At 34.4% G+C, this 17,401-nt stretch carries 26 protein-coding genes; 10 read left to right on the forward strand and 16 right to left on the reverse strand.

Annotated elements, in window-relative coordinates; translation table 11 throughout:
• Positions 1-88 precede the first annotated feature (88 nt).
• Positions 89-736, forward strand: coding sequence for a hypothetical protein (locus AB1467_01440; protein ID MEW6294941.1), 648 nt, complete (start codon positions 89-91; stop codon positions 734-736).
• A 1-nt stretch (position 737) separates the two neighbouring features.
• Here the strand turns inward: AB1467_01440 and AB1467_01445 are convergent, their stop codons facing one another.
• Complete coding sequence (locus AB1467_01445) at positions 738-896, reverse strand: hypothetical protein (GenBank protein MEW6294942.1); 159 nt, start codon at positions 894-896, stop codon at positions 738-740.
• Positions 897-905: 9 nt separating this feature from the next.
• Positions 906-1,235 carry a hypothetical protein gene (locus tag AB1467_01450; GenBank protein MEW6294943.1) on the reverse strand — a complete coding sequence of 110 codons (330 nt, stop codon included), beginning with the start codon at positions 1,233-1,235 and terminating at the stop codon, positions 906-908.
• 200 nt (positions 1,236-1,435) lie between these two features.
• On the opposite strand from AB1467_01450, the gene AB1467_01455 reads away from it, so the two are divergent.
• A complete protein-coding gene (locus tag AB1467_01455) occupies positions 1,436-1,999 on the forward strand; it encodes an MBL fold metallo-hydrolase (protein ID MEW6294944.1) in 564 nt (187 codons plus the stop codon).
• Positions 2,000-2,008: 9 nt separating this feature from the next.
• Here AB1467_01455 and AB1467_01460 read toward each other — a convergent pair whose 3' ends face one another.
• The 3 genes from AB1467_01460 to AB1467_01470 are packed head-to-tail and all read right to left on the reverse strand — an operon-like array spanning position 2,009 to position 4,217.
• On the reverse strand, positions 2,009-2,770 hold the full coding sequence (locus AB1467_01460; protein ID MEW6294945.1) for a S16 family serine protease: 762 nt from the start codon (positions 2,768-2,770) through the stop codon (positions 2,009-2,011).
• Positions 2,771-2,798: 28 nt separating this feature from the next.
• Entirely contained in the window at positions 2,799-3,209 is a 411-nt protein-coding gene (locus tag AB1467_01465) for a hypothetical protein (GenBank protein MEW6294946.1), read from the reverse strand.
• Positions 3,210-3,233: 24 nt separating this feature from the next.
• Positions 3,234-4,217, reverse strand: a complete 984-nt coding sequence (locus AB1467_01470) for a hypothetical protein (protein ID MEW6294947.1) — start codon at positions 4,215-4,217, stop codon at positions 3,234-3,236.
• A gap of 101 nt (positions 4,218-4,318) precedes the next feature.
• Here AB1467_01470 and AB1467_01475 point away from each other — a divergent pair, with 101 nt between their 5' ends.
• Positions 4,319-4,621: a hypothetical protein gene (locus AB1467_01475; GenBank protein MEW6294948.1), complete on the forward strand. Its 303-nt coding sequence runs from the start codon at positions 4,319-4,321 to the stop codon at positions 4,619-4,621.
• 6 nt (positions 4,622-4,627) lie between these two features.
• Complete coding sequence (locus AB1467_01480; GenBank protein ID MEW6294949.1) at positions 4,628-5,194, forward strand: 4-vinyl reductase; 567 nt, start codon at positions 4,628-4,630, stop codon at positions 5,192-5,194.
• A gap of 185 nt (positions 5,195-5,379) precedes the next feature.
• Here the strand turns inward: AB1467_01480 and AB1467_01485 are convergent, their stop codons facing one another.
• Together AB1467_01485 and AB1467_01490 are read right to left on the reverse strand one after the other, a co-directional pair.
• The gene (locus AB1467_01485) at positions 5,380-5,658 is read right to left on the reverse strand and encodes a 50S ribosomal protein L44e (protein MEW6294950.1); all 279 of its coding nucleotides are present in this window, start codon (positions 5,656-5,658) and stop codon (positions 5,380-5,382) included.
• Positions 5,659-5,760: 102 nt separating this feature from the next.
• The gene (locus AB1467_01490; protein MEW6294951.1) at positions 5,761-6,186 is read right to left on the reverse strand and encodes an HD domain-containing protein; all 426 of its coding nucleotides are present in this window, start codon (positions 6,184-6,186) and stop codon (positions 5,761-5,763) included.
• 41 nt (positions 6,187-6,227) lie between these two features.
• On the opposite strand from AB1467_01490, the gene AB1467_01495 reads away from it, so the two are divergent.
• Positions 6,228-6,470: a hypothetical protein gene (locus AB1467_01495; protein MEW6294952.1), complete on the forward strand. Its 243-nt coding sequence runs from the start codon at positions 6,228-6,230 to the stop codon at positions 6,468-6,470.
• 166 nt (positions 6,471-6,636) lie between these two features.
• On the opposite strand, the gene AB1467_01500 is transcribed toward AB1467_01495, so the two are convergent.
• Positions 6,637-7,707: a polyprenyl synthetase family protein gene (locus AB1467_01500; GenBank protein ID MEW6294953.1), complete on the reverse strand. Its 1,071-nt coding sequence runs from the start codon at positions 7,705-7,707 to the stop codon at positions 6,637-6,639.
• A 102-nt stretch (positions 7,708-7,809) separates the two neighbouring features.
• On the opposite strand from AB1467_01500, the gene AB1467_01505 reads away from it, so the two are divergent.
• Together AB1467_01505 and AB1467_01510 are read left to right on the forward strand one after the other, a co-directional pair.
• Positions 7,810-8,568, forward strand: a complete 759-nt coding sequence (locus AB1467_01505; protein MEW6294954.1) for an ATPase domain-containing protein — start codon at positions 7,810-7,812, stop codon at positions 8,566-8,568.
• A gap of 13 nt (positions 8,569-8,581) precedes the next feature.
• Positions 8,582-9,250: a hypothetical protein gene (locus AB1467_01510; GenBank protein MEW6294955.1), complete on the forward strand. Its 669-nt coding sequence runs from the start codon at positions 8,582-8,584 to the stop codon at positions 9,248-9,250.
• On the opposite strand, the gene AB1467_01515 is transcribed toward AB1467_01510, so the two are convergent.
• The 3 genes from AB1467_01515 to AB1467_01525 form a co-directional block, all read right to left on the reverse strand.
• Positions 9,247-10,110: a hypothetical protein gene (locus AB1467_01515; protein MEW6294956.1), complete on the reverse strand. Its 864-nt coding sequence runs from the start codon at positions 10,108-10,110 to the stop codon at positions 9,247-9,249. The genes AB1467_01510 and AB1467_01515 overlap by 4 nt on opposite strands.
• A gap of 47 nt (positions 10,111-10,157) precedes the next feature.
• On the reverse strand, positions 10,158-10,409 hold the full coding sequence (locus AB1467_01520; protein ID MEW6294957.1) for a SemiSWEET family transporter: 252 nt from the start codon (positions 10,407-10,409) through the stop codon (positions 10,158-10,160).
• 61 nt (positions 10,410-10,470) lie between these two features.
• The gene (locus AB1467_01525; protein ID MEW6294958.1) at positions 10,471-11,514 is read right to left on the reverse strand and encodes a geranylgeranyl reductase family protein; all 1,044 of its coding nucleotides are present in this window, start codon (positions 11,512-11,514) and stop codon (positions 10,471-10,473) included.
• Positions 11,515-11,652: 138 nt separating this feature from the next.
• Here AB1467_01525 and AB1467_01530 point away from each other — a divergent pair, with 138 nt between their 5' ends.
• Positions 11,653-12,486, forward strand: a complete 834-nt coding sequence (locus AB1467_01530) for a hypothetical protein (protein ID MEW6294959.1) — start codon at positions 11,653-11,655, stop codon at positions 12,484-12,486.
• Positions 12,487-12,632: 146 nt separating this feature from the next.
• Here AB1467_01530 and AB1467_01535 read toward each other — a convergent pair whose 3' ends face one another.
• The 5 genes from AB1467_01535 to AB1467_01555 form a co-directional block, all read right to left on the reverse strand.
• On the reverse strand, positions 12,633-13,094 hold the full coding sequence (locus AB1467_01535; protein MEW6294960.1) for a GNAT family N-acetyltransferase: 462 nt from the start codon (positions 13,092-13,094) through the stop codon (positions 12,633-12,635).
• Between the two features lie 74 nt (positions 13,095-13,168).
• Entirely contained in the window at positions 13,169-13,831 is a 663-nt protein-coding gene (locus AB1467_01540) for a nucleotidyltransferase domain-containing protein (protein MEW6294961.1), read from the reverse strand.
• Positions 13,832-13,839: 8 nt separating this feature from the next.
• Positions 13,840-14,505, reverse strand: coding sequence for an AAA family ATPase (locus tag AB1467_01545; GenBank protein ID MEW6294962.1), 666 nt, complete (start codon positions 14,503-14,505; stop codon positions 13,840-13,842).
• Positions 14,481-16,004 carry an HAD family hydrolase gene (locus AB1467_01550; GenBank protein MEW6294963.1) on the reverse strand — a complete coding sequence of 508 codons (1,524 nt, stop codon included), beginning with the start codon at positions 16,002-16,004 and terminating at the stop codon, positions 14,481-14,483. The genes AB1467_01545 and AB1467_01550 overlap by 25 nt, the downstream gene beginning before the upstream one ends.
• A 27-nt stretch (positions 16,005-16,031) precedes the next feature.
• Positions 16,032-16,499, reverse strand: a complete 468-nt coding sequence (locus AB1467_01555) for an aldehyde dehydrogenase family protein (GenBank protein MEW6294964.1) — start codon at positions 16,497-16,499, stop codon at positions 16,032-16,034.
• Positions 16,500-16,662: 163 nt separating this feature from the next.
• Here AB1467_01555 and tnpA point away from each other — a divergent pair, with 163 nt between their 5' ends.
• Together tnpA and AB1467_01565 are read left to right on the forward strand one after the other, a co-directional pair.
• A complete protein-coding gene (gene tnpA, locus AB1467_01560) occupies positions 16,663-17,094 on the forward strand; it encodes an IS200/IS605 family transposase (GenBank protein ID MEW6294965.1) in 432 nt (143 codons plus the stop codon).
• A gap of 111 nt (positions 17,095-17,205) precedes the next feature.
• Positions 17,206-17,400: a radical SAM protein gene (locus tag AB1467_01565; GenBank protein MEW6294966.1), complete on the forward strand. Its 195-nt coding sequence runs from the start codon at positions 17,206-17,208 to the stop codon at positions 17,398-17,400.
• Position 17,401 lies beyond the last annotated feature (1 nt).

Here is a 17,401-nt window from a genome sequence, read left to right on the forward strand (position 1 = left end):
AATATTCATTCGCCTTTAAATTCTTTTGCTGGAAAAACCCCCTTAAAGCAGAAAAATTTATTAAGCCTGAGCACCTTATATTAAAAGCATGAACTCAAGCGGTTTTGCCTTGATTGGGGCAGGCCTTACAGTAATCGTATTGATTTTAGGAGTGGCAGAAATAGCCTTCCTGGGAAAAATTGAGCCATACAATTACATCTTTGCAGCAATAGTATTCGTAATTGCTGCGGCAATGGCATTCAAGACATTCAGCGCAAGAGGCACAAAAGAAGCTTCAGTGCAACAGCAAAAAGAGCCTGAAACAATTGAATTCAGGCCCCAGGAATTGAGTGCAGAAGAATTCATTGAGTCAAGCAAGTCAACAGGCGAAGAAGAAGGAAAAATGAGCCTAGACGAATTCATTCTCTCAAGCCCAAAAGAATTCAAAGAGAAAAAGGCAGAGGAAAGCACTGAAAAAAAATTAGATGCAATAAAAAGCAGCATTGAAGGGCCATTAGAAGAAGAAAAAGAAGAAAAGCCCGAATTAAAAGAAGAAAAAATAGAATTAGGGGAAGAATTAAAGGAAGAAGTTCCAGAAGAAGAAAAGCCCAAAAAGAAGGCCGAAGCACCTGATTACGAAATCATTAAGCCAAAATCAAAGCCTGCCGAAAAAAGGTCGCAGGCAGAAGAATACGAGGAAATGAAGAAGAAGGCCTTCAAAGAACTCAAGAAACTGGTTGAAGAAAAAGAAGAATAATTCACTCTTTGTCTTTCTTTTTTTCTGTTAAATCCTTTGGAAGCCTTACAAACTTCCTGTACTTTGCTTTGGCCCAGCCTGGCGGCTGCTTCTTCCTTAAAGCAAATTCCTCTTTAAGAAGCTTCTTCCTTAATTTCTCGTCAACGTCAGTCTGCTTCATTTTTCCTGCCTACTTGTAATTCTTTAAACCAATAAAGCACTGCTCGCAAATAAACTTCTCATTGAAGTACACTCCAAGGTTGTCTCTCTTCCCGCACAGGACACACAAGTCAATAATCTTCTCCCCTTTCTTTTTTACTTCTGAAGCCCAGCTGTAAAGAAGCTCCCAGGAAACCCATTTCGGGAGAACAAGCTCCTGCATTACCTTCTTGTCTTCAATCAGAATCCTGTCAATATGGCTGGGCCTTATGTGCTTCTCAATGTTTTCAATCCAGTTAATCTTCTCCTGGTCGCCCCTTCTCTTGAGCTCCAAGTACTTTTCCTCAAAAAGCGAGCGCATAGCAATTCCACTCAAACAAAAAATAATGGCTTTCGGAATTAATAAGTCTATCCCCTCACCTAGCAATTAAACAATCAAACCACAGTTATGTAGAAGTAATTAAATAGTTTTTAATAAACTTTTTGCACACATTCCTTTTGCATGGTTTCAATTCCACTGATTAAAATCAGTGGATTGAAATATGTCAAGAGGTTCTTGACATGGCTGAAGTAAAGGTTTTAATTGAGGGATACACAACTGCTGATGCAAAAGAATCCGGCGAAGAAAAAACATGCCCGACAATTACCCTGGTTAAAGACAGGAATATCATAATGGTTGTAGACCCAGGCATACTTGAAGACCAAAGCATGCTTGCCGGAAAATTAAGAGAAGAAGGGCTAAGCATTAATGACGTGAACATTGTTTGCATAACCCATTCTCACATTGACCATTACAGGAATATAGGCATGTTCCCGAAAGCAAAAACATTGGAGTATTACGGTTTATGGGACAAAAATACAGTTGAGGACTGGAAAGAGCAATTTACAAAAGACATAAAAATTATCAAAACCCCAGGGCACAATTATGATTGCATAAGCCTTCTGGTAAAAACTGACAAAGGCATTATTGCAATTGTAGGGGATGTTTTCTGGAAAGAGAATTTTCCTGCTGACGACCCTTACGCAAGCAATAAAAAAGAATTAAAGGAAAGCAGGAGGAAAGTCCTTGCTGTAGCTGATTACATTATTCCAGGCCACGGAAGAATGTTCAAAGTCAAAAAATAATTCTTCTCTTTATGCGAGAGCATACTGCAGTGCTTCCTTGATGTCCTTGACTTCCTTGATTTCTACTTTCCAGCCCTGCTCTTTTGCGTAATCGTTCAGGTTCAAGGTCTTTGGAATGTAATTAATTCTCCTGATAATGAAGCTCCCCCTTCTTTCTTCTTTAACTTGCTGTTCATAATATGAAAGAGTGCTTTGTCCTTTTGGAACAAGGAATAATGCCATGTGGTTTTCCTCTGCTGCTGCAGCCTTTTCTATTACCCCGCCAATCTGGCCTATTGAACCATCTGCATTGATTGTTCCTGTCATTACAATGTCTGCCCTCACCTTTTTTTCCTGCATTGCTGCAATTGTTGCTACAGTGAATGCTGCTCCGGCGCTTGGGCCTCCGATAAGCTGTGTGTTTGCGTCTTCAACTGAGTAAATTATGTCCTTGTCTTTAAGGCTTTTTCCTGTAATTGTTTCTGCCACGCCTGCTGCTGTTTCAATTGACTGCTGGGTGTCAGTTTCAACGAACGGGTTTGTGTTGAAGAGAACCCTTCCTTGCCCGTCCCTTATTTCTACAACTCCCTTGCTTATTACTCCTGCCTGACCTTGCTGTTTGACCGCAACAATGTTTGATGTAGCAGTATAAGTTTTTGAAGGCAGAGTGACAAGCGAGGTTACTGGCTTCTGCTGCTGCAAGAGATAGTATCCTGTTCCTATGCCTACAATGTACACTATGATTACTGCTGTAATTAATGCAATGCTGTTTATGCCTTTTTCTTTTGCCATTTTAGTTTTCCTCCTTTAATTTTTACCTTTAATTTTTGACATGAATGGAATTCCTTCCTTTCTTCACCTTGTTTTTTGCTGCATACTTCACCAGGTAATGGATTGTGCTCTTAGGAATTCCTGTAATCCTTGATATTTCCCTCAGGCTCTTGTAATCGTTCTTCAACTCATTTATTTCTAAAATTTTGTTCAATTCAATGTCCAAGGGTCTTCCCTTCCTTTTCTCTTGAAGGATTGTAATTCCTGCGCCTTCAATTAATTGCATTGCCTTGATGTTCAGTCTCCTGAAGGTTGAAGGGGAAGCGCTTATCTCCCTCAGCTCGCATCTTTCAATCAATTGCTTTAACTTTGCTGCTTTTATTGGCCTCACTAAATGAATTGAAGTGCATTCAACCGGAATTGATTCAATTCTTGTTTCCTTGTCCACCAGGTAAATCATTTAAATTTCTCCTAAAATTTGAAGTCATTTCTTTTGCCTCAAAAGCCTTTTCATTCCTGATTTTACCTTTCTCTTTATCCCTAATTTCGGCCTGGCAATCTTTTTTGCCACGTACTTCAGCCCCTGCAATGCCTCCTTCCTTTTCACTGACCTCTCCACAATTTTGTATATTCCCGGCATTGTTTCAATTATTAGGGGTCCTGCCCACACAATGTTTTCTTTTTTTTTGAGTTCACTCAAAAAGAGTTCATTGCTCAATCCTGCTTCAATGCTTTTCATTTTCATCATTCCTGTTCCAATCCTGTCAGCGCTGTGCGCATCAGAGCCTGCAGTAATGAATTTTGCTTGGGAGCCTAATTCGACTGCCTTAAAGCACCTCATTACAATATCAAAGGTCTGCCTTTCAATCTTTGAATGCACTTTTTTTGCAATCCTTGAAAGCCCTGTCTTTTTTGCCACGACATTTTTTTCAAGATAAGAGAAAAACCTTACAGGCCTCTTCACCCAATTAGACTCATACAGGAAATTGCTCAGGTTTCCGATCATTCCAGTGTAGCACTCTATTCCCAAATCATTTTTTCTCAGCAACTTCACTAATTTTCCTGTTCCAATAACATAGCCTGCGCTGTCATAGTCAAAGCCGAATGGATGCGAGAAGCTCATAGTGAGAGAATTATCTTGCGCCAAGTTCAAAACATTTCCAAAATCAACTTTCTTTGCATTCAAACTCTTTAAATCATAAATTCTTTCGTCCTCGCTGTAAAGCAGCACATGGCCTGCTGTAGTATTAACCTCCATTCCTGGAATGAGAAGAATATTATCAGGCTTGATTTTATTTAGGAGATCAAAGGCTTTTTTTGGATTCATGTCAGAATGTTCAGTAATTGCAACGGCATTCAGGCCTAATTCTATTACCTTGTACCACCATTTAATTGGATTGACTTTTTTTTCAAGTAGGTGAGTGTGCAGGTCAGCAGAAATGGTTTTGGGTAAAAGCTCAAAAGGCATTATATAAAAGGGCTTCAATTAAAATAAAAAAATATGCATTTCTGGCATGCCAGAATTACAATGCAAAGCTTTTTATTCCTGAAAGGCGTTCATTTTATTGCATGAAAAATAATTCTGGCATCACAGAAAATTGCTTTGGCCTCAAAGAAAGGGAATTAATGCTTTACGACCTAATACTGAAGAATTGGCCTACTACTGCAATTGAACTGGCTGCCCACTGCAATGAAAGCATTGCCTCCAGGCACGAGAAAAAGAAGGCTTCAAGCAAATACTCTTACTACCTCAAGAAATTGATTGACAAGCAGTTGATTCTTTCAAAGCGCTCTGGCCACACATTAATTGTATGGCCTCTGGTAGTAGAAAAATACAAGGTAATTCACAGCATCTTAAATGAGAGAAAGTGATGTTTAATGCTTAACCCCTATTACGATAAATTCATTTTTGTAGGCGAAATAAAATTCGTGAACAACAATTTTTCTCTCATGGAAATTCCTTTTACCATAATCCCTAACAGCATTCTCTCTGCCTTGAGCTCCACAGAAAACGAGGCCCTAAACAAGAAGATTTATTACTCTGCCAAGAAAATCGTGAAAGAATCCTTGGTAAACGAATTCAATTTGAGGCCCAAGCTTGAAGGCAAAAACATTGCCTTATTCATGCATGACTTCCTCTCCAATTCAGGCTTTGGTCTCATAAAAGATGTTCAGGTTGACGAAAAAAACCTTAGGGCCATCCTGATTGTCTCAAACAGCGCTGTTGCAATGCAGTTGAAAGGAAAAATTTCAGAGCCCTGCTGCCATCTACTGCGCGGGATCCTGGCAGGAGCGTACAGCAATGCCTTCAATGCTGAATTGGACTGCCTTGAACTTCACTGCGCTTCCCAGAACAGCAGTGAATGCGAGTTCATCGTGAACAAGAACAGCTCCTTTGACTTCGGCAAAGAAAACACAAGAAAACAATTAGACCCTGAAATATAAGTGTAACTATTATTGTTACACTTTTAACGTAAAGTGATACTATTATTGTATCACTTTAGAAAGGTTTATATCAATCAAAGATTATCCAGGCCCCTGACTAATACAATAAAAAGTCGTATTGGCAAACTGCCAAAAGCCCCATTAATTTTAACCAGTTATCATCATACGGGAATATAGGCAATGATTTAGGTTAATTCCACTTTTTTCATTCTCTTGGGAATGACAAAAGGAATCTTTTTTTTGCAGACCAGGCATTCTGCCATGAATGCTGCCTTCTTGTTCTGCTTTTTCACTATTAAAGGGAACTTTGCTTTTCCGCCGTAGCCTTGCTTGTGCTTTTTCTTGAACCTTCTTGTCCCGAAAGCAAGCGACCTGGCCTTGCCTGTCTTGAATGCCTTCAGCTTGTGCACTGTATGCTTCCTGCACTTCCTGCAGTAGACCTTTATTTCCTTAGGCAAATTCATTCAATTTCACTCAATACTTTCTGCAAAGAAAACAATTTAAATAAGTGCTTTCATCTCTTAATGTTCTTCAATTTCGCGTACCATTCTTCTGTGCTCGACTTGTCAATCAATTCCAAAAACAGTTTGGCATTTTTTGTTTTGACGCATTTCTTTGAATTCTCTCCCGTATCCTTCCAGGATTTTCTTTAATTCAATTCCAATTTCTCTTGGAACAGAATCAAGCTGTTCTTTCAATGCTTTCTCTTCAAACTTCTTTGCGTCAACGTATCTCTGCATTAATTTATGGGAATCATTGACCCTGCATTCAGGCATTTCATGGAACAATGAAATCAAAGCGCATTTTTGTGCGTCAGCCTTTTCCATTAAACCCAAAACATAAGAAACTGCAGCAGTCCTCCAGGCATGCTCTGCAACGCTCTCAGGATTCTTTACCCCTGCAAGCCACCAGCCGCTCCTTGCAACCCTCTTCAATTGCCCTAATTCGTAAAAGAAGTTCAGCAATTTCCCTAAATCTTTTTTTTTTGCCATCAATTTTCACACTAAAATTTTTCAGATAAATAATTTAAAAAATGAAATGTATTAAAAAATTATTAGGGCATAACATGGATAAAATAATACTTTACTACAATAAAGAAACAGACGTTCTGGATTTGTCTTCAGGAAAGCCAAAGAAAGCATTATGCGAGGAAACAGAAGACGACCTAATAATAAGGAAGGACCCCAAAACAAAGAAAATAATTGGATTTACTGTGCTAAACTTTCAGAAAAGATTTGAAAACTCAAGAGAAAAAATCACCCTAAAATTTTTTTGAGTTTAATTATGATTAATGCTTAATCTTTGCAGGATTATATTTCCTTATTTTTTCCAAAATTTTATCAAAATTTTCGGGCAGGAAGCTACCTGTCTTGTCCCGCACGTCAGCACTTTTCTTTGCAATAACAATATTTTTTTTCATATTGACCCAACCATACTTACAATCAAACCTTTCTCTTTATTGCGAATTCAGCGAACTCTCTGAGCCTTTCTTTTGCTTTGCCTTCAGGCAGGATTCCTTTTATTTCAGCCCAGCTTTTCTGCACTAATTCCTCTGCCTTCTTTCTCGCGTAATCTATTGCCTTATACTTCTCCATTAATTCTATTGCTTCAATTATTGTTTTTTTGTCTGAGGGATGAGAATTCAGGATTTCCACCAATCTTTTTCTTTCTTTCTCATTCGCTTTGCTTAAAGTATACAACACCATTAAAGTCCTCTTTCCCTCGTGGATGTCTTCCCCTATTCCCTTCCCTTTCTGGAATTCTTCTCCAGTCAAATTAAGAACGTCATCTTGTATCTGGAATACTACTCCAATTGATTCCCCGAACCTTCCAATCTTTTCAGTCTGCTCTTTTCCTGCATCTGCAAGTATTGCCCCAAGCTTTGCCGAAAGCCTTGCAAGCGTTCCAGTCTTGAAAGCGCACATCTGCAAGTACTGCCCTTCACTAATGCCCTCTTTTTTTCCTTGATGCCAGTAAATGTCTGTTGCCTGACCAAAAGACAATTTCAGCAATTCAATTGCGTACAAGTCATAAATTTTAGTTCTTTTCTCGTAACTCAATTTCATTAAATTCTTGTAAAGCAGAATTAATGGGAGAAAATACAAGGTGTTTCCAGCATTAATTGCAATGTCTATTCCGAAAATCTTGTGCGTGCACGGCTTTCCTCTCCTTAATTCTGAGTCATCTTCGATGTCGTCAACCATAATGCTTCCATTATGGGCGAATTCAGGCAACAACACAAAAGGCATTATCTTTTCTGCGCTTTTGCCGCTCAATGCCTCGTACACCATTAACATTAAGGAGGGCCTCCATCTCTTTCCTCCCCTGTCCAGAAAATCCCATATTGGCTCGCTTAAAGCCCTTGTTAATGTTTCCGTGTCATAGGAAAAAGAGGGCTTTCCTGCTGCCATCTTAATCCATTTTCCAGTAATTTTTCTGGGAAAAAACCTCTCAATCTCCTTATTAATCTTTCCAGTATTCTCCTTCAAGTATTCCTCAATACTCTCCTTCAATTGATTTCCCCCGCTTTATTACAGCTTATATAGTTTAAAACAAAAGTTTTTAAATTAAAACAGCATTAATAAATAACTGAATTGAGTTTGAAGGTGAATTAATTGATTGAAAGGGTTAAGACTGGAATTGATGGCTTAGATAAGGCATTAAATGGGGGCATTCCTGCACGAAACCTCGTGCTTATTTCAGGGGGAGCAGGAACAGGAAAAAGCACTTTATGCATGCAGTTTCTCTATAACGGAGCAAAAAAGTTCGGGGAGAAAGGACTTTACGTTTCAACAGAACAAAGAGAGCAAGACCTTAGAAAGCAGGCAGAACAGTACGGCTGGAATTTAATGGAATTAGAAGAAAAAGGCCTGCTGAAGATTGTATTCATTGATATAGTGAAGGAAAATCATTTCCTTGAAAGGCTTAGGGAAGCAATAAAACTCTTCAGGCCTAAAAGACTCATCATTGACTCACTGAGCACGCTTGCAGACTACACCGCAGTAACAGACTACTCCAAGAAGTCCTGGACTTTCGCTCAAATCCAGTCAGAAATCATTCCCACAGCAGTAACAGAAAACATCATGACAAAAAAAATTCTTGTGGCACTAATATCAGAATTAAAAGAGTTCGACAGCACTGTCCTCCTCACTTCTGAATTGCCTGAAGGCACAAATGATTTAAGCGCTGACAAAATAAGTGAATTTATTACGGATGGGATAATAGTCCTGTATCATACCAATATTGGGGGGGAAGCTTTCGGCAACATTCAAATAAGAAAAATGAGATACACTTCTCACAGCCACGCATTATATAACTTATTAATAACCCAGCACGGAATTGAAATTGGTGAAGAAACAACTGTTATGAAATAAGGGTGATTTTTGAGTGGTAATGGGTTTATTAGCAAAATTGCTAATGACAAAACAACTTCGCTTTGAAGATGGAGTTATAAGCCTAAAAGATATTAATCTTACATTATTACCTTCTTTTTTTATAGCAGAACTCACAAAATATTATAAAAAAGAAAATAATATGTCAAAATTTTATTTTATCTCATGGTATTGGGGTTATGTTCTTGTAAGAACAGTTAAAGAAAGATTTAAGCTTGACACCCCAGATCATGTGTATTCTCTTGGAATGGATTTAGGGGAAGCGATGGGGTTAGGTTTGTATAAAACACACGATTATTTTCCAGGGAGGTACACTCATTTTGTGATTAAAACTAATCCTATTTTAAAATACTTTAAAAACGAAAAAATAGATGTGCCTATTGATTATTTTGTATCGGGGGCGATGGCAGGAGGGGGATGTTTAGTTCATAACAGTGTTTGCCAAAATGTTGAAACCAAGTGTATGCATAAAGGAGATGCTGAATGTGATTTTTTGACTGGAACAGAAAAAGAATTAAAAGACAGGGGTTTATGGGATACTGCTGTTAAAAGATATGATTTGGATAAATATTATCCTTTGCAGAAAGAGATTTTTAATAATTATAATGAAGCAAATGAGGTCCAGCTTTTAGATTCAATTATTAATAAAATAGACTCTATTTAGCCTCTAATGCTTTTTAGCAAAGATGAAACTTTTGAATGTTCTTCTTCAATCATTTTCTTGAAATTATTTATTGCTTCAATATTCTTTTGTTCATTAATCTTTTTTGATTTTTCTACGTAAAGATCAATAATTTTATTTAAATAATTATGGGCATTTCCCTTTTCAATTAATAATATTATTGCTGTTTCAATACCATTTTGCTTATCATGTTCAAGGTCATCAATATCTTTTTTTATGAGGTTTACTGCTCTAAATATTCTTGCTATTTTTACTATTTTATTGATATTTTTTTTATTTTCTTTTAAAACTATAAAAGGAATTTGCGCATATATATCCATATCTAAACTTCTGCAATCGTATATTTGCATGCAATAGTTAACTATTTTTTCCTCGTTTACTTCTGCTTTGATCATTTGATGGTAGACGCCTTCAAGGACTGCTATGCTGATTATCTTGTTAAAATAATTTGAAATATTTCTTTTCAATTTATTACTAGATTTTTGTTTATTATAAACAGATAGCGTTCGTATTAATTCGACCAAATATAATGCTTTAATTTCTTTACTTAAATTTTCATCCAAAATATCATCCAGAATATTAATAGTGACATCAAGAGATATAGAAAGATTTAGGCTATCTTCGGGGTATTGAGGGAAAGCCTTTTTTACATAAAAAGTTCTCATATATTTCTTGCCAGTCATCCATTTGGAAGCAAGATTTTGGTGGGCAATTCTCATTATTTTTTCTACTTCTTTATTAATTTTTCCCCCTTTTATTCCAATATCTTTTTTTAAAATACTTTTAATATCCTTCAAGTTATGATTAATAGTTTCTTCATATTTTTTTACAAGGGTTTCCATCAAATCACCTATTAATTAATCCACATAAAAGAATATATTAAGTTGCTTTATTTATATTTCATTTTTAAGTATAAAAGAATTACGGAACAGATTAGGGGGGCTATGTTCATATAAATTATGTAAAAATCCTTTCTTATTATTCTATATAAAATCAAAAATATTGCTTGAAAAAATAAAATTACCAAAAAAGAAAATGAAAGATCTCTTGTTTCTTTAATTGTTAAACTTCTGTACACTTGAGGCATTAATCTAACTGAAGTAAGTACTCCAGCTATCACCCCAAATACAGTTTCTAACATAAGATAATAGGTCCCTGCTTTAAAATTAATACAATAAGCAGTAATGAGAATATGTTTATAATTAGTGATTAAAAAAAGCTTTAAGCCAGTTCATTATACCAAAATTTTTTAGTTTTTTGAATTTTCTTTCCAGCACTTTTGTTAATTCCTTACATTTTTCTCGGTAATCTGATAATGGATCTTCTTCTGAATTATTTATTGCTTCCGCTGCAAATTGTCCCGACCGCATAGCAAAACTTATTCCTTCCCCACTCGTAGGAGTAATCAAACCAGCAGCTTCTCCTGCAAGAAAAACATTTTTTTTACCTAAACAAATGTCATTTATAGATCGAGGCCTCAAAATAATTGCAGATTTAAGGCTTCCTTTCCCATAAATCCCGTATTTTTCTTTTAATTTGTTTTTTAAAATGTTAAACTTATTTTTTGCTTCACTCGGGAAAAGAGCTGAACCTATCAATAACTCGTTATTTTTTGGTATAACCCATGAATAGAAATCTGTTATTGAATTGTCATAAATAAATAAAGCATTTTTAGGCATTTTTTTTGATTGAATTGTTTCTTGCATAGCAAGATAATATGGAATGTTTTTTTTGGATAATTTTTGCCTTACAGTGGAAATCGCTCCATCACATCCTATAACATACTTTGCTATTACAGATTTTATGGTTCCATTTGACTCCAATATTATGGAAATCAAGTTGTTTTTTGTGTATGTAAACTCAATAAGTTTTGCACTTTGCAAAAAACTAATGTTGGGTTTTTTTATATTGCTAAAAAGCCAGTAATCAAATTTTTTTCTGTCCACGTTTAAAAAATTTTTTTCTTCGTGTTTTTTTGTGTTTTTTTCCCAGTCTAAATAGGTTACACTTAAATATTTCGGTTTAACTGTAAATTCTTCTGAAATACTGAATGATTTTAAAAATTCTTTTGAGGCAGAAACGAGCATTCCGCCGCAGGGTTTATCTCTTGGGATAGTTCTTGAGTCAACCATTAAAACACTAAAATTTTTTGATATAGTTTTTGCGAAAACACATCCTGCGGGGCCCGCTCCAACAATTACTATATCGTACCCTATTTTCAAATCAGTAATATTTATTTTGTTCATGCATTGTCTCTTTACTTGTTCTATACAAGGAGATAATATTCAAAACTTATTAAAATATTTTTCTGTTGGTTAGTTCATATTTTCCAAGTAAATTTAACTAAGTTTAACTTTTTAAACCCTTTTATGTATAATTTTTTTATGGGCTCTCTTTCAATCCCTTTTCTTGGGAAGGGGTCTGGCACAAAGGAAAAGATTATTCTTCTTCTAAGCCAGCAGTGGCCTTTGAACACCAAAAAGATTCATTTTGAGTTGGAGAAGTTTTATTCTTTGAATATCACTTACCAGGCCGTTCACAAGCTCTTGAAGCAGATGGAAGAAGAAAAGATTGTTGAGAGAGGCGTTGACGGCTACAAGATAACAAAAGACTGGATTCAGAAAACCAAAAAATTCTCCGAACAACTAGAAGAAATGTACTCAGAGAAAGGAAAGGCGCTTGCAAAAGAATCTGGCGAACCAATTAAATTGAAATTTAATAATTTCTTGGATGCCGCCAGGTTTATTGTTAATAATTTCTATTTTGATTTTCTTAATCCTCAAAGAAAGCCTTCTTTATGTATCTGGAAACATGTTGCATGTCCAATAGGAGCGACTGAGCGGGAGAATGAAAACTTCAGAAAAATATTTTCTTATGCCAAGCATTATGCTGTTACAAATGGGAATACCTTTCTTGATAAGTATTTTGCTAAATATTATGAAACCTTAGGCAAAAAAATAAAACTGAGCATAGACTTTAGCATGGAGGAAGACATTTTTATTAATGGGGATTACATTGCTCAAATGTTTTATGACAGACGCTTAAGAAAAGAACTTAATGAAGTTTATGACAACACCAAAGAATTCAACGAATTTGATTTAGCAAAACAATTTGAGAGAATAACAAACAAGAATTATGTAATACTAATATTTATTTCGAAGAACTCTGAGCTAGCAGATTTTTACAGATGGAAATTCATAAAATATTTTAATAATTAGTGGTAAATTCCGACCTCGAAAACCATGTTTTACCTTTAACATTAAGAAAAAAGAGAATAAAAATATGACGGGAAAAAATGAGTTTGTCGATTAATCCTTTTTAACCTCTTGTTTTATATTTGAGTTTTTTTGTTTTTCATAACAGGTCATTGATGTTTGCTTAACCTGCAAAAGTATAATTCTTTTTCCATGAAGCAGTAGTTTGTGTTCTTGAACCCAAATTTTTCATATATCTTGAAGGCTTTTTCGTTTATGTTTGCCACTAAGGTAAGAACTTTGAATCTTTTTTCTTTTGCTAGCTTTTCCATGAATTGAAGTGTTTTTAGGCCGTAGCCTTTTCCTTGGTGCTGCGAGTTAATTGCAACCTCTGAAATCCACAGATAGTTTCCTTTAATGAATTTGTATGTTTCAGCAAACACAAAGCCAATTATTTTTCCTTCAAGTTCAATGCAAAAGCAAAGATCAGGATTATTTTCCATTAGTTCTGCTAATCGTTCTTTTGAAGAATCCAAAGTCCATTCTTCGCCCTGCTTACGAAACTCTTCAAGCAATATTTTTGCGCATGCAAGCAAATCCTTTTTCGTTGCAGACCTTATATTAAAAGACAATTTAAATCACTTCCATTCCTTACAATTTTATTTAATGTTATTTTAATGCACGTGATTAAATCCACTATTAGCATTTAATCTACAAACTTTATTCCTTTTTTTTGTTCGAGAATCACCCTTAAAGATTCTATATAATACCAAAGTGTTTCAAGTCTTTGCTTTTTATTTAACAGTATTTGAAATCCCTTTAAAGAAGGGTGTTTTTTTTCCAGTTTTTTTGAATATTTTTGCATAATTCTTTTCTTTCCTTCAAGATATTGCAATGATAAAATACTGTACATTACGTCCCTTCTAAGTTTTAATGCCCAAAAGCGAACTGTTTTTTTGTTTAATATTTCATGACGTATTTTTTGTGCTATCCATACAACACACTCATAGTATCTATTAAGATCAAAATGAACATTTTTTAGTATGTCTTTTCCATATATGCACAGCCCTTCATTTGCTATAATGTAATATTGAATGATATTGCTTTTTTTGAAATAAAGCATCTTTGATTCATCTTCAAAAACAATATCCCAATAAATTTTTCTTTTTGTCTTAACATTTTTTATTACTTTGATAATTGATTTTATTGTTTGAATTGGTTTTTTTGAATTTTTTAGAATTATAAACAGATCTAAATCACTTTTTTTTGAAAAATTTTTATTTAGTATGCTTCCATAAACATAAACACTGAGTATTCTATTATCTTTTAATTGTGAAAAAAATAGTCTGACTTTTTTGAGCTCTTTCAAGCGAAAGTTCAATGTTTTCGCCTCATTTGAATATTTTTTGATTTTGGTGAAGTACCCGGGAGAGCATTAACTATTCTTTTGCCCATTGCTTTTTTGAATTGCCTTGTGAACTCTTCAAATAGCTCTCTTTTTGTTAAGCCACTGTTAATAATTCGTCCATCAGCAATTTTTGCAACTTCTTCCATTCTAAAACGATTTTTTCGAATCATATCTTGGTCTCTGACCCAACCTGTTGCTTTATATTTGTCAACTTTTTGTCGGTTCATTATTCTAACTATTCTAATATTTTTTGCTGATTCAACGTAAAAAACAAATAAAGGTTCTTTAGGAAAAAGACTTTGTAATGTTTGGATATCTTCAATTTTGTATGTTCCCTCCACAACTACTGTTCTAAATTTTTGTAATTTTTTTCGAATATACCCTTCTAAAGCTTTTTTGTGTGCGCTCAAACCATATTGTGATTCGATCCTTCTCAAATATTCTTCAAAAGGCAAAGATTGCTTTCGTGCATTTGCCCGCAAAATATAACCAATTGTTAAAATCCTAGTATTTAACGGTTTCTTAAGGAGTCGGGCCAAGGTACTTTTTCCTGCGCCGGTATCTCCAGCTAATGCAACTATCATATTAACTATTTCCAATAGTTTTTTATTTAAATTTTCTGGAAAATTGCCCAATATTGCTTTTTGTTATCTAAACTTTTTATTTTTTCTAAACCAAATGGTTTAATTCTACTAAAACCGTTAGAACCAATTATTTTGCATACTTCCTTAAATATTTCATTTAGCAATCTAATTCGCTTGTAATTTTTTCTTTTAATATCAATTGGGGGGGGATAATTTGAAAGTACTAAAAAACCTTTTGTTTTTAGTTTTTTTGTATAAAATAATATTGCTTTTGCAGTGTCAAAAACTGCTTTTTTTGTTATGAGCGGGTCATTTTTAATCATTTGGACTAATTCTGCTGCCTTTATATTTTCTAAAAAATTGAAATATTTTATTTTTTTCATTTTGCAGAATGTATCAAAGAAAAGATCATCGACTCCATGATTGGATACAACGAAATCAACGGGACCAAAATTTTGGGCAGATTTTTTTGTTGAAAATATTTTATAAGAGAATTTTATTTTCATATGTGAAATAATTTCTTTCAATTTTTTTGAAACATTTTTGTTAGTATCAATAGAATAATAAATCCCCTTGAATTTACTTAGCCCTAATGCATAAGATATTTTTGGTGATAAACCCGTACAAAATTCAAATACTATTTGGTTTTGTTTTAAGTAAAGCTGTTTAAAAATTTTTTCCCAAAATCTTGCAATATCCATTGAACGGTAATCTTTTTCGTGGAAAGGAATTGCAAGCTTTCTAAATTCTTTTTCAAAATCATTTTTATTGTATTTTTTGCGGCTAACTGACCATTGAAATGTAAAATAATCAAAATTAATTGTTGGTTCTTTCTGTTTTTTGAAAACAATATTTTTTACTTCTTTTATAGAATTAATCTTATAATCTGGTTTCTCAGTAGCTTTGAAATATTTTCTGGTTTCTTTTAAAACTAATAATGCTGTTTTCATTCCTATTTTTTTTGCATATACATCTTCATCCTGCCTATCTCCAACTACAAGAATTTCTTGAGGGTGAATGTTTAGTTTACTTAATATTATTTTAAAAGCAGTTAAACTTGATTTTTCTTCTCCAAGTTCTGAGGAAACAATAACCTTTTCAAAAAATTGACTTAGCTTCAGTTTTCTTAATCGTTTGAGGATTATTGGTTTGTAACCGTTTGAAACTAAAAAAAGTTTTATTTTTTGTTTTTTAATATAACGCAAAGTGGAATATGCGCCCGCTTTTAGTCTTAGATATTTTAAAAATGTTTTATAATATTTGTTAGAACAACTAATTATTGTTTTCATTTGCCTTGAATTAGGATTTTTACCATATAAATGATAAAAAAGAAGTTTTGTGTAGAATGGAGGCTTATATTTTTCAACATAATATTTTTTTTGATAGTCTAAATCCGTTTTTTTTTGGGCTTCTAAAAAATAATGCCATTCTAAAGATAAGTCGTTCTTCTTAAAACAATTAAAAGTTAGTTTTTCAGCTTGAATTCTTTTAATTGTCTTACTGCTTTCAACTAATGTATCACCAAAATCAAAAATAATTGCTTTTATCATTAATTTCACTAAGCGATTTTCAAAACTCTAATTATTTATTGAAATATGTTTTGGATTAGTGAACTCAAGAATTGATTCAGAAGTATAGAGTCTTCCAATACCTGATTTTTTGTTTCCGCCCCACGGAAAACCAATTTTTGTTGACCCAAAAGAATTTATGTTTATTGAACCAAAAGACAGTTTATCTGCTATTTTTTGTGCTTTATTGATGTTTCTTGTCCAAATTGAGGCATTTAATCCATATTCTGAATTTGTCAGTTCTCGCACTAATTTATTAACTGAGCTGAACTTTTTCAATAAAATGACTGGCCCAAAAATCGGTTCTGTCAACCCTATTTTTTTCTCCTTTAAATTTTCAATTATTGTAGGCTCGAAATAATATCCCTTTCTGTGCAAACGTTTTTTCCCATAAATTATTTTGTTTCCATTTTTAACAAGATTTCGCAGTTGCCATTGAATGCTTTTTAACTGAAATTTTCTTGCTATTGGGCCCAATTTTAATGTCCACCAAGTGTCGCAAGAAATCTGCGTTAGCGGACCGCACTTTTAGTGCGGGGTGAATTGCGACACAAAACTTTTTCTTTTACTCTCATTATTTCTTCTATCGAGCGCAGTGCCCTAACGGGCACTCTTTGATGGCTCGATAGGAGAACTTTTTGTGAATCGCGATGTTTTGAATAGCTATCCGCACGCAAAAGCGCAGTGCGTTTACCACTTGCAGTGGTGCACTAAATACAGATACAATATGTTAAGGAAGGACAAGTATAAAAAAATGTATGAAGAAATCTTGAAAGAAATAGCCAAAAGGCATGAAATGCTGATTTTGAGTTTGGCAATCCAACCAGAACACACGCATATTGTTGTAAGCACTAGGCCTTGCATTTCCCAGTCAAAAGCATTACAGTTACTGAAAGGCGGTTCAAGTTATGAGTTGTTCAGAAGACAGCCTTTGTTCAGGTTAAGGTATCCTAAAGGGCATTTCTGGAGCCCAGGAAAGTTTGCTAGAACAGTTGGGAACGTTGACTTGGAAACAACAATAGATTACGTTGAAAAGCAAGCAAATCAAACAATGCTTTCAAACTTCCTCTAATCGCAGAAACTCCGAGTCGCCCGCAGGCGACCTCGCCCCGCAAGGGCGAGCCTTTAGGTCGGAGAGAATGTCATTTACTTTAAATATATGCTTCCAAAAATAGTAAATTTTATGATCACGGGCAAATGTAACAATAACTGCGCTTATTGCTATGCCATTGTTGAAGGCAGTGATCTAAATTTTCGAGAATTAAAAAAAGCATTCTCTATTCTTAAAAATAAAGGAGTTAAAGAGGTTATATTGTGCGGCTGGGAACCAACTTTAAGACCGGATTTCAAAAAGATCGTGCGAGAATTAAAAAAGTAGG

The organism is Candidatus Diapherotrites archaeon, from assembly GCA_040755695.1.
Taxonomy (GTDB): Archaea; Iainarchaeota; Iainarchaeia; order Iainarchaeales; family 1-14-0-10-31-34; genus JBFMAK01.

Bases quoted from the DNA above. Each gene is read 5' to 3' on its own strand.
- AB1467_01485 (MEW6294950.1), bottom strand. From the start codon at position 5,658: ATGAATTTGCCTAAGGAAATAAAGGTCTACTGCAGGAAGTGCAGGAAG.
- AB1467_01475 (MEW6294948.1), top strand. From the start codon at position 4,319: ATGAAAAATAATTCTGGCATCACAGAAAATTGCTTTGGCCTCAAAGAA.
- AB1467_01465 (MEW6294946.1), bottom strand. From the start codon at position 3,209: ATGATTTACCTGGTGGACAAGGAAACAAGAATTGAATCAATTCCGGTT.
- AB1467_01490 (MEW6294951.1), bottom strand. From the start codon at position 6,186: ATGGCAAAAAAAAAAGATTTAGGGAAATTGCTGAACTTCTTTTACGAA.
- AB1467_01515 (MEW6294956.1), bottom strand. From the start codon at position 10,110: ATGGAAACCCTTGTAAAAAAATATGAAGAAACTATTAATCATAACTTG.
- AB1467_01530 (MEW6294959.1), top strand. From the start codon at position 11,653: ATGGGCTCTCTTTCAATCCCTTTTCTTGGGAAGGGGTCTGGCACAAAG.
- AB1467_01550 (MEW6294963.1), bottom strand. From the start codon at position 16,004: ATGATAAAAGCAATTATTTTTGATTTTGGTGATACATTAGTTGAAAGC.
- AB1467_01520 (MEW6294957.1), bottom strand. From the start codon at position 10,409: ATGTTAGAAACTGTATTTGGGGTGATAGCTGGAGTACTTACTTCAGTT.
- AB1467_01460 (MEW6294945.1), bottom strand. From the start codon at position 2,770: ATGGCAAAAGAAAAAGGCATAAACAGCATTGCATTAATTACAGCAGTA.
- AB1467_01450 (MEW6294943.1), bottom strand. From the start codon at position 1,235: ATGCGCTCGCTTTTTGAGGAAAAGTACTTGGAGCTCAAGAGAAGGGGC.
- AB1467_01470 (MEW6294947.1), bottom strand. From the start codon at position 4,217: ATGCCTTTTGAGCTTTTACCCAAAACCATTTCTGCTGACCTGCACACT.
- AB1467_01455 (MEW6294944.1), top strand. From the start codon at position 1,436: ATGGCTGAAGTAAAGGTTTTAATTGAGGGATACACAACTGCTGATGCA.
- AB1467_01445 (MEW6294942.1), bottom strand. From the start codon at position 896: ATGAAGCAGACTGACGTTGACGAGAAATTAAGGAAGAAGCTTCTTAAA.
- AB1467_01495 (MEW6294952.1), top strand. From the start codon at position 6,228: ATGAAATGTATTAAAAAATTATTAGGGCATAACATGGATAAAATAATA.
- AB1467_01525 (MEW6294958.1), bottom strand. From the start codon at position 11,514: ATGAACAAAATAAATATTACTGATTTGAAAATAGGGTACGATATAGTA.
- AB1467_01565 (MEW6294966.1), top strand. From the start codon at position 17,206: ATGATCACGGGCAAATGTAACAATAACTGCGCTTATTGCTATGCCATT.
- AB1467_01480 (MEW6294949.1), top strand. From the start codon at position 4,628: ATGCTTAACCCCTATTACGATAAATTCATTTTTGTAGGCGAAATAAAA.
- AB1467_01440 (MEW6294941.1), top strand. From the start codon at position 89: ATGAACTCAAGCGGTTTTGCCTTGATTGGGGCAGGCCTTACAGTAATC.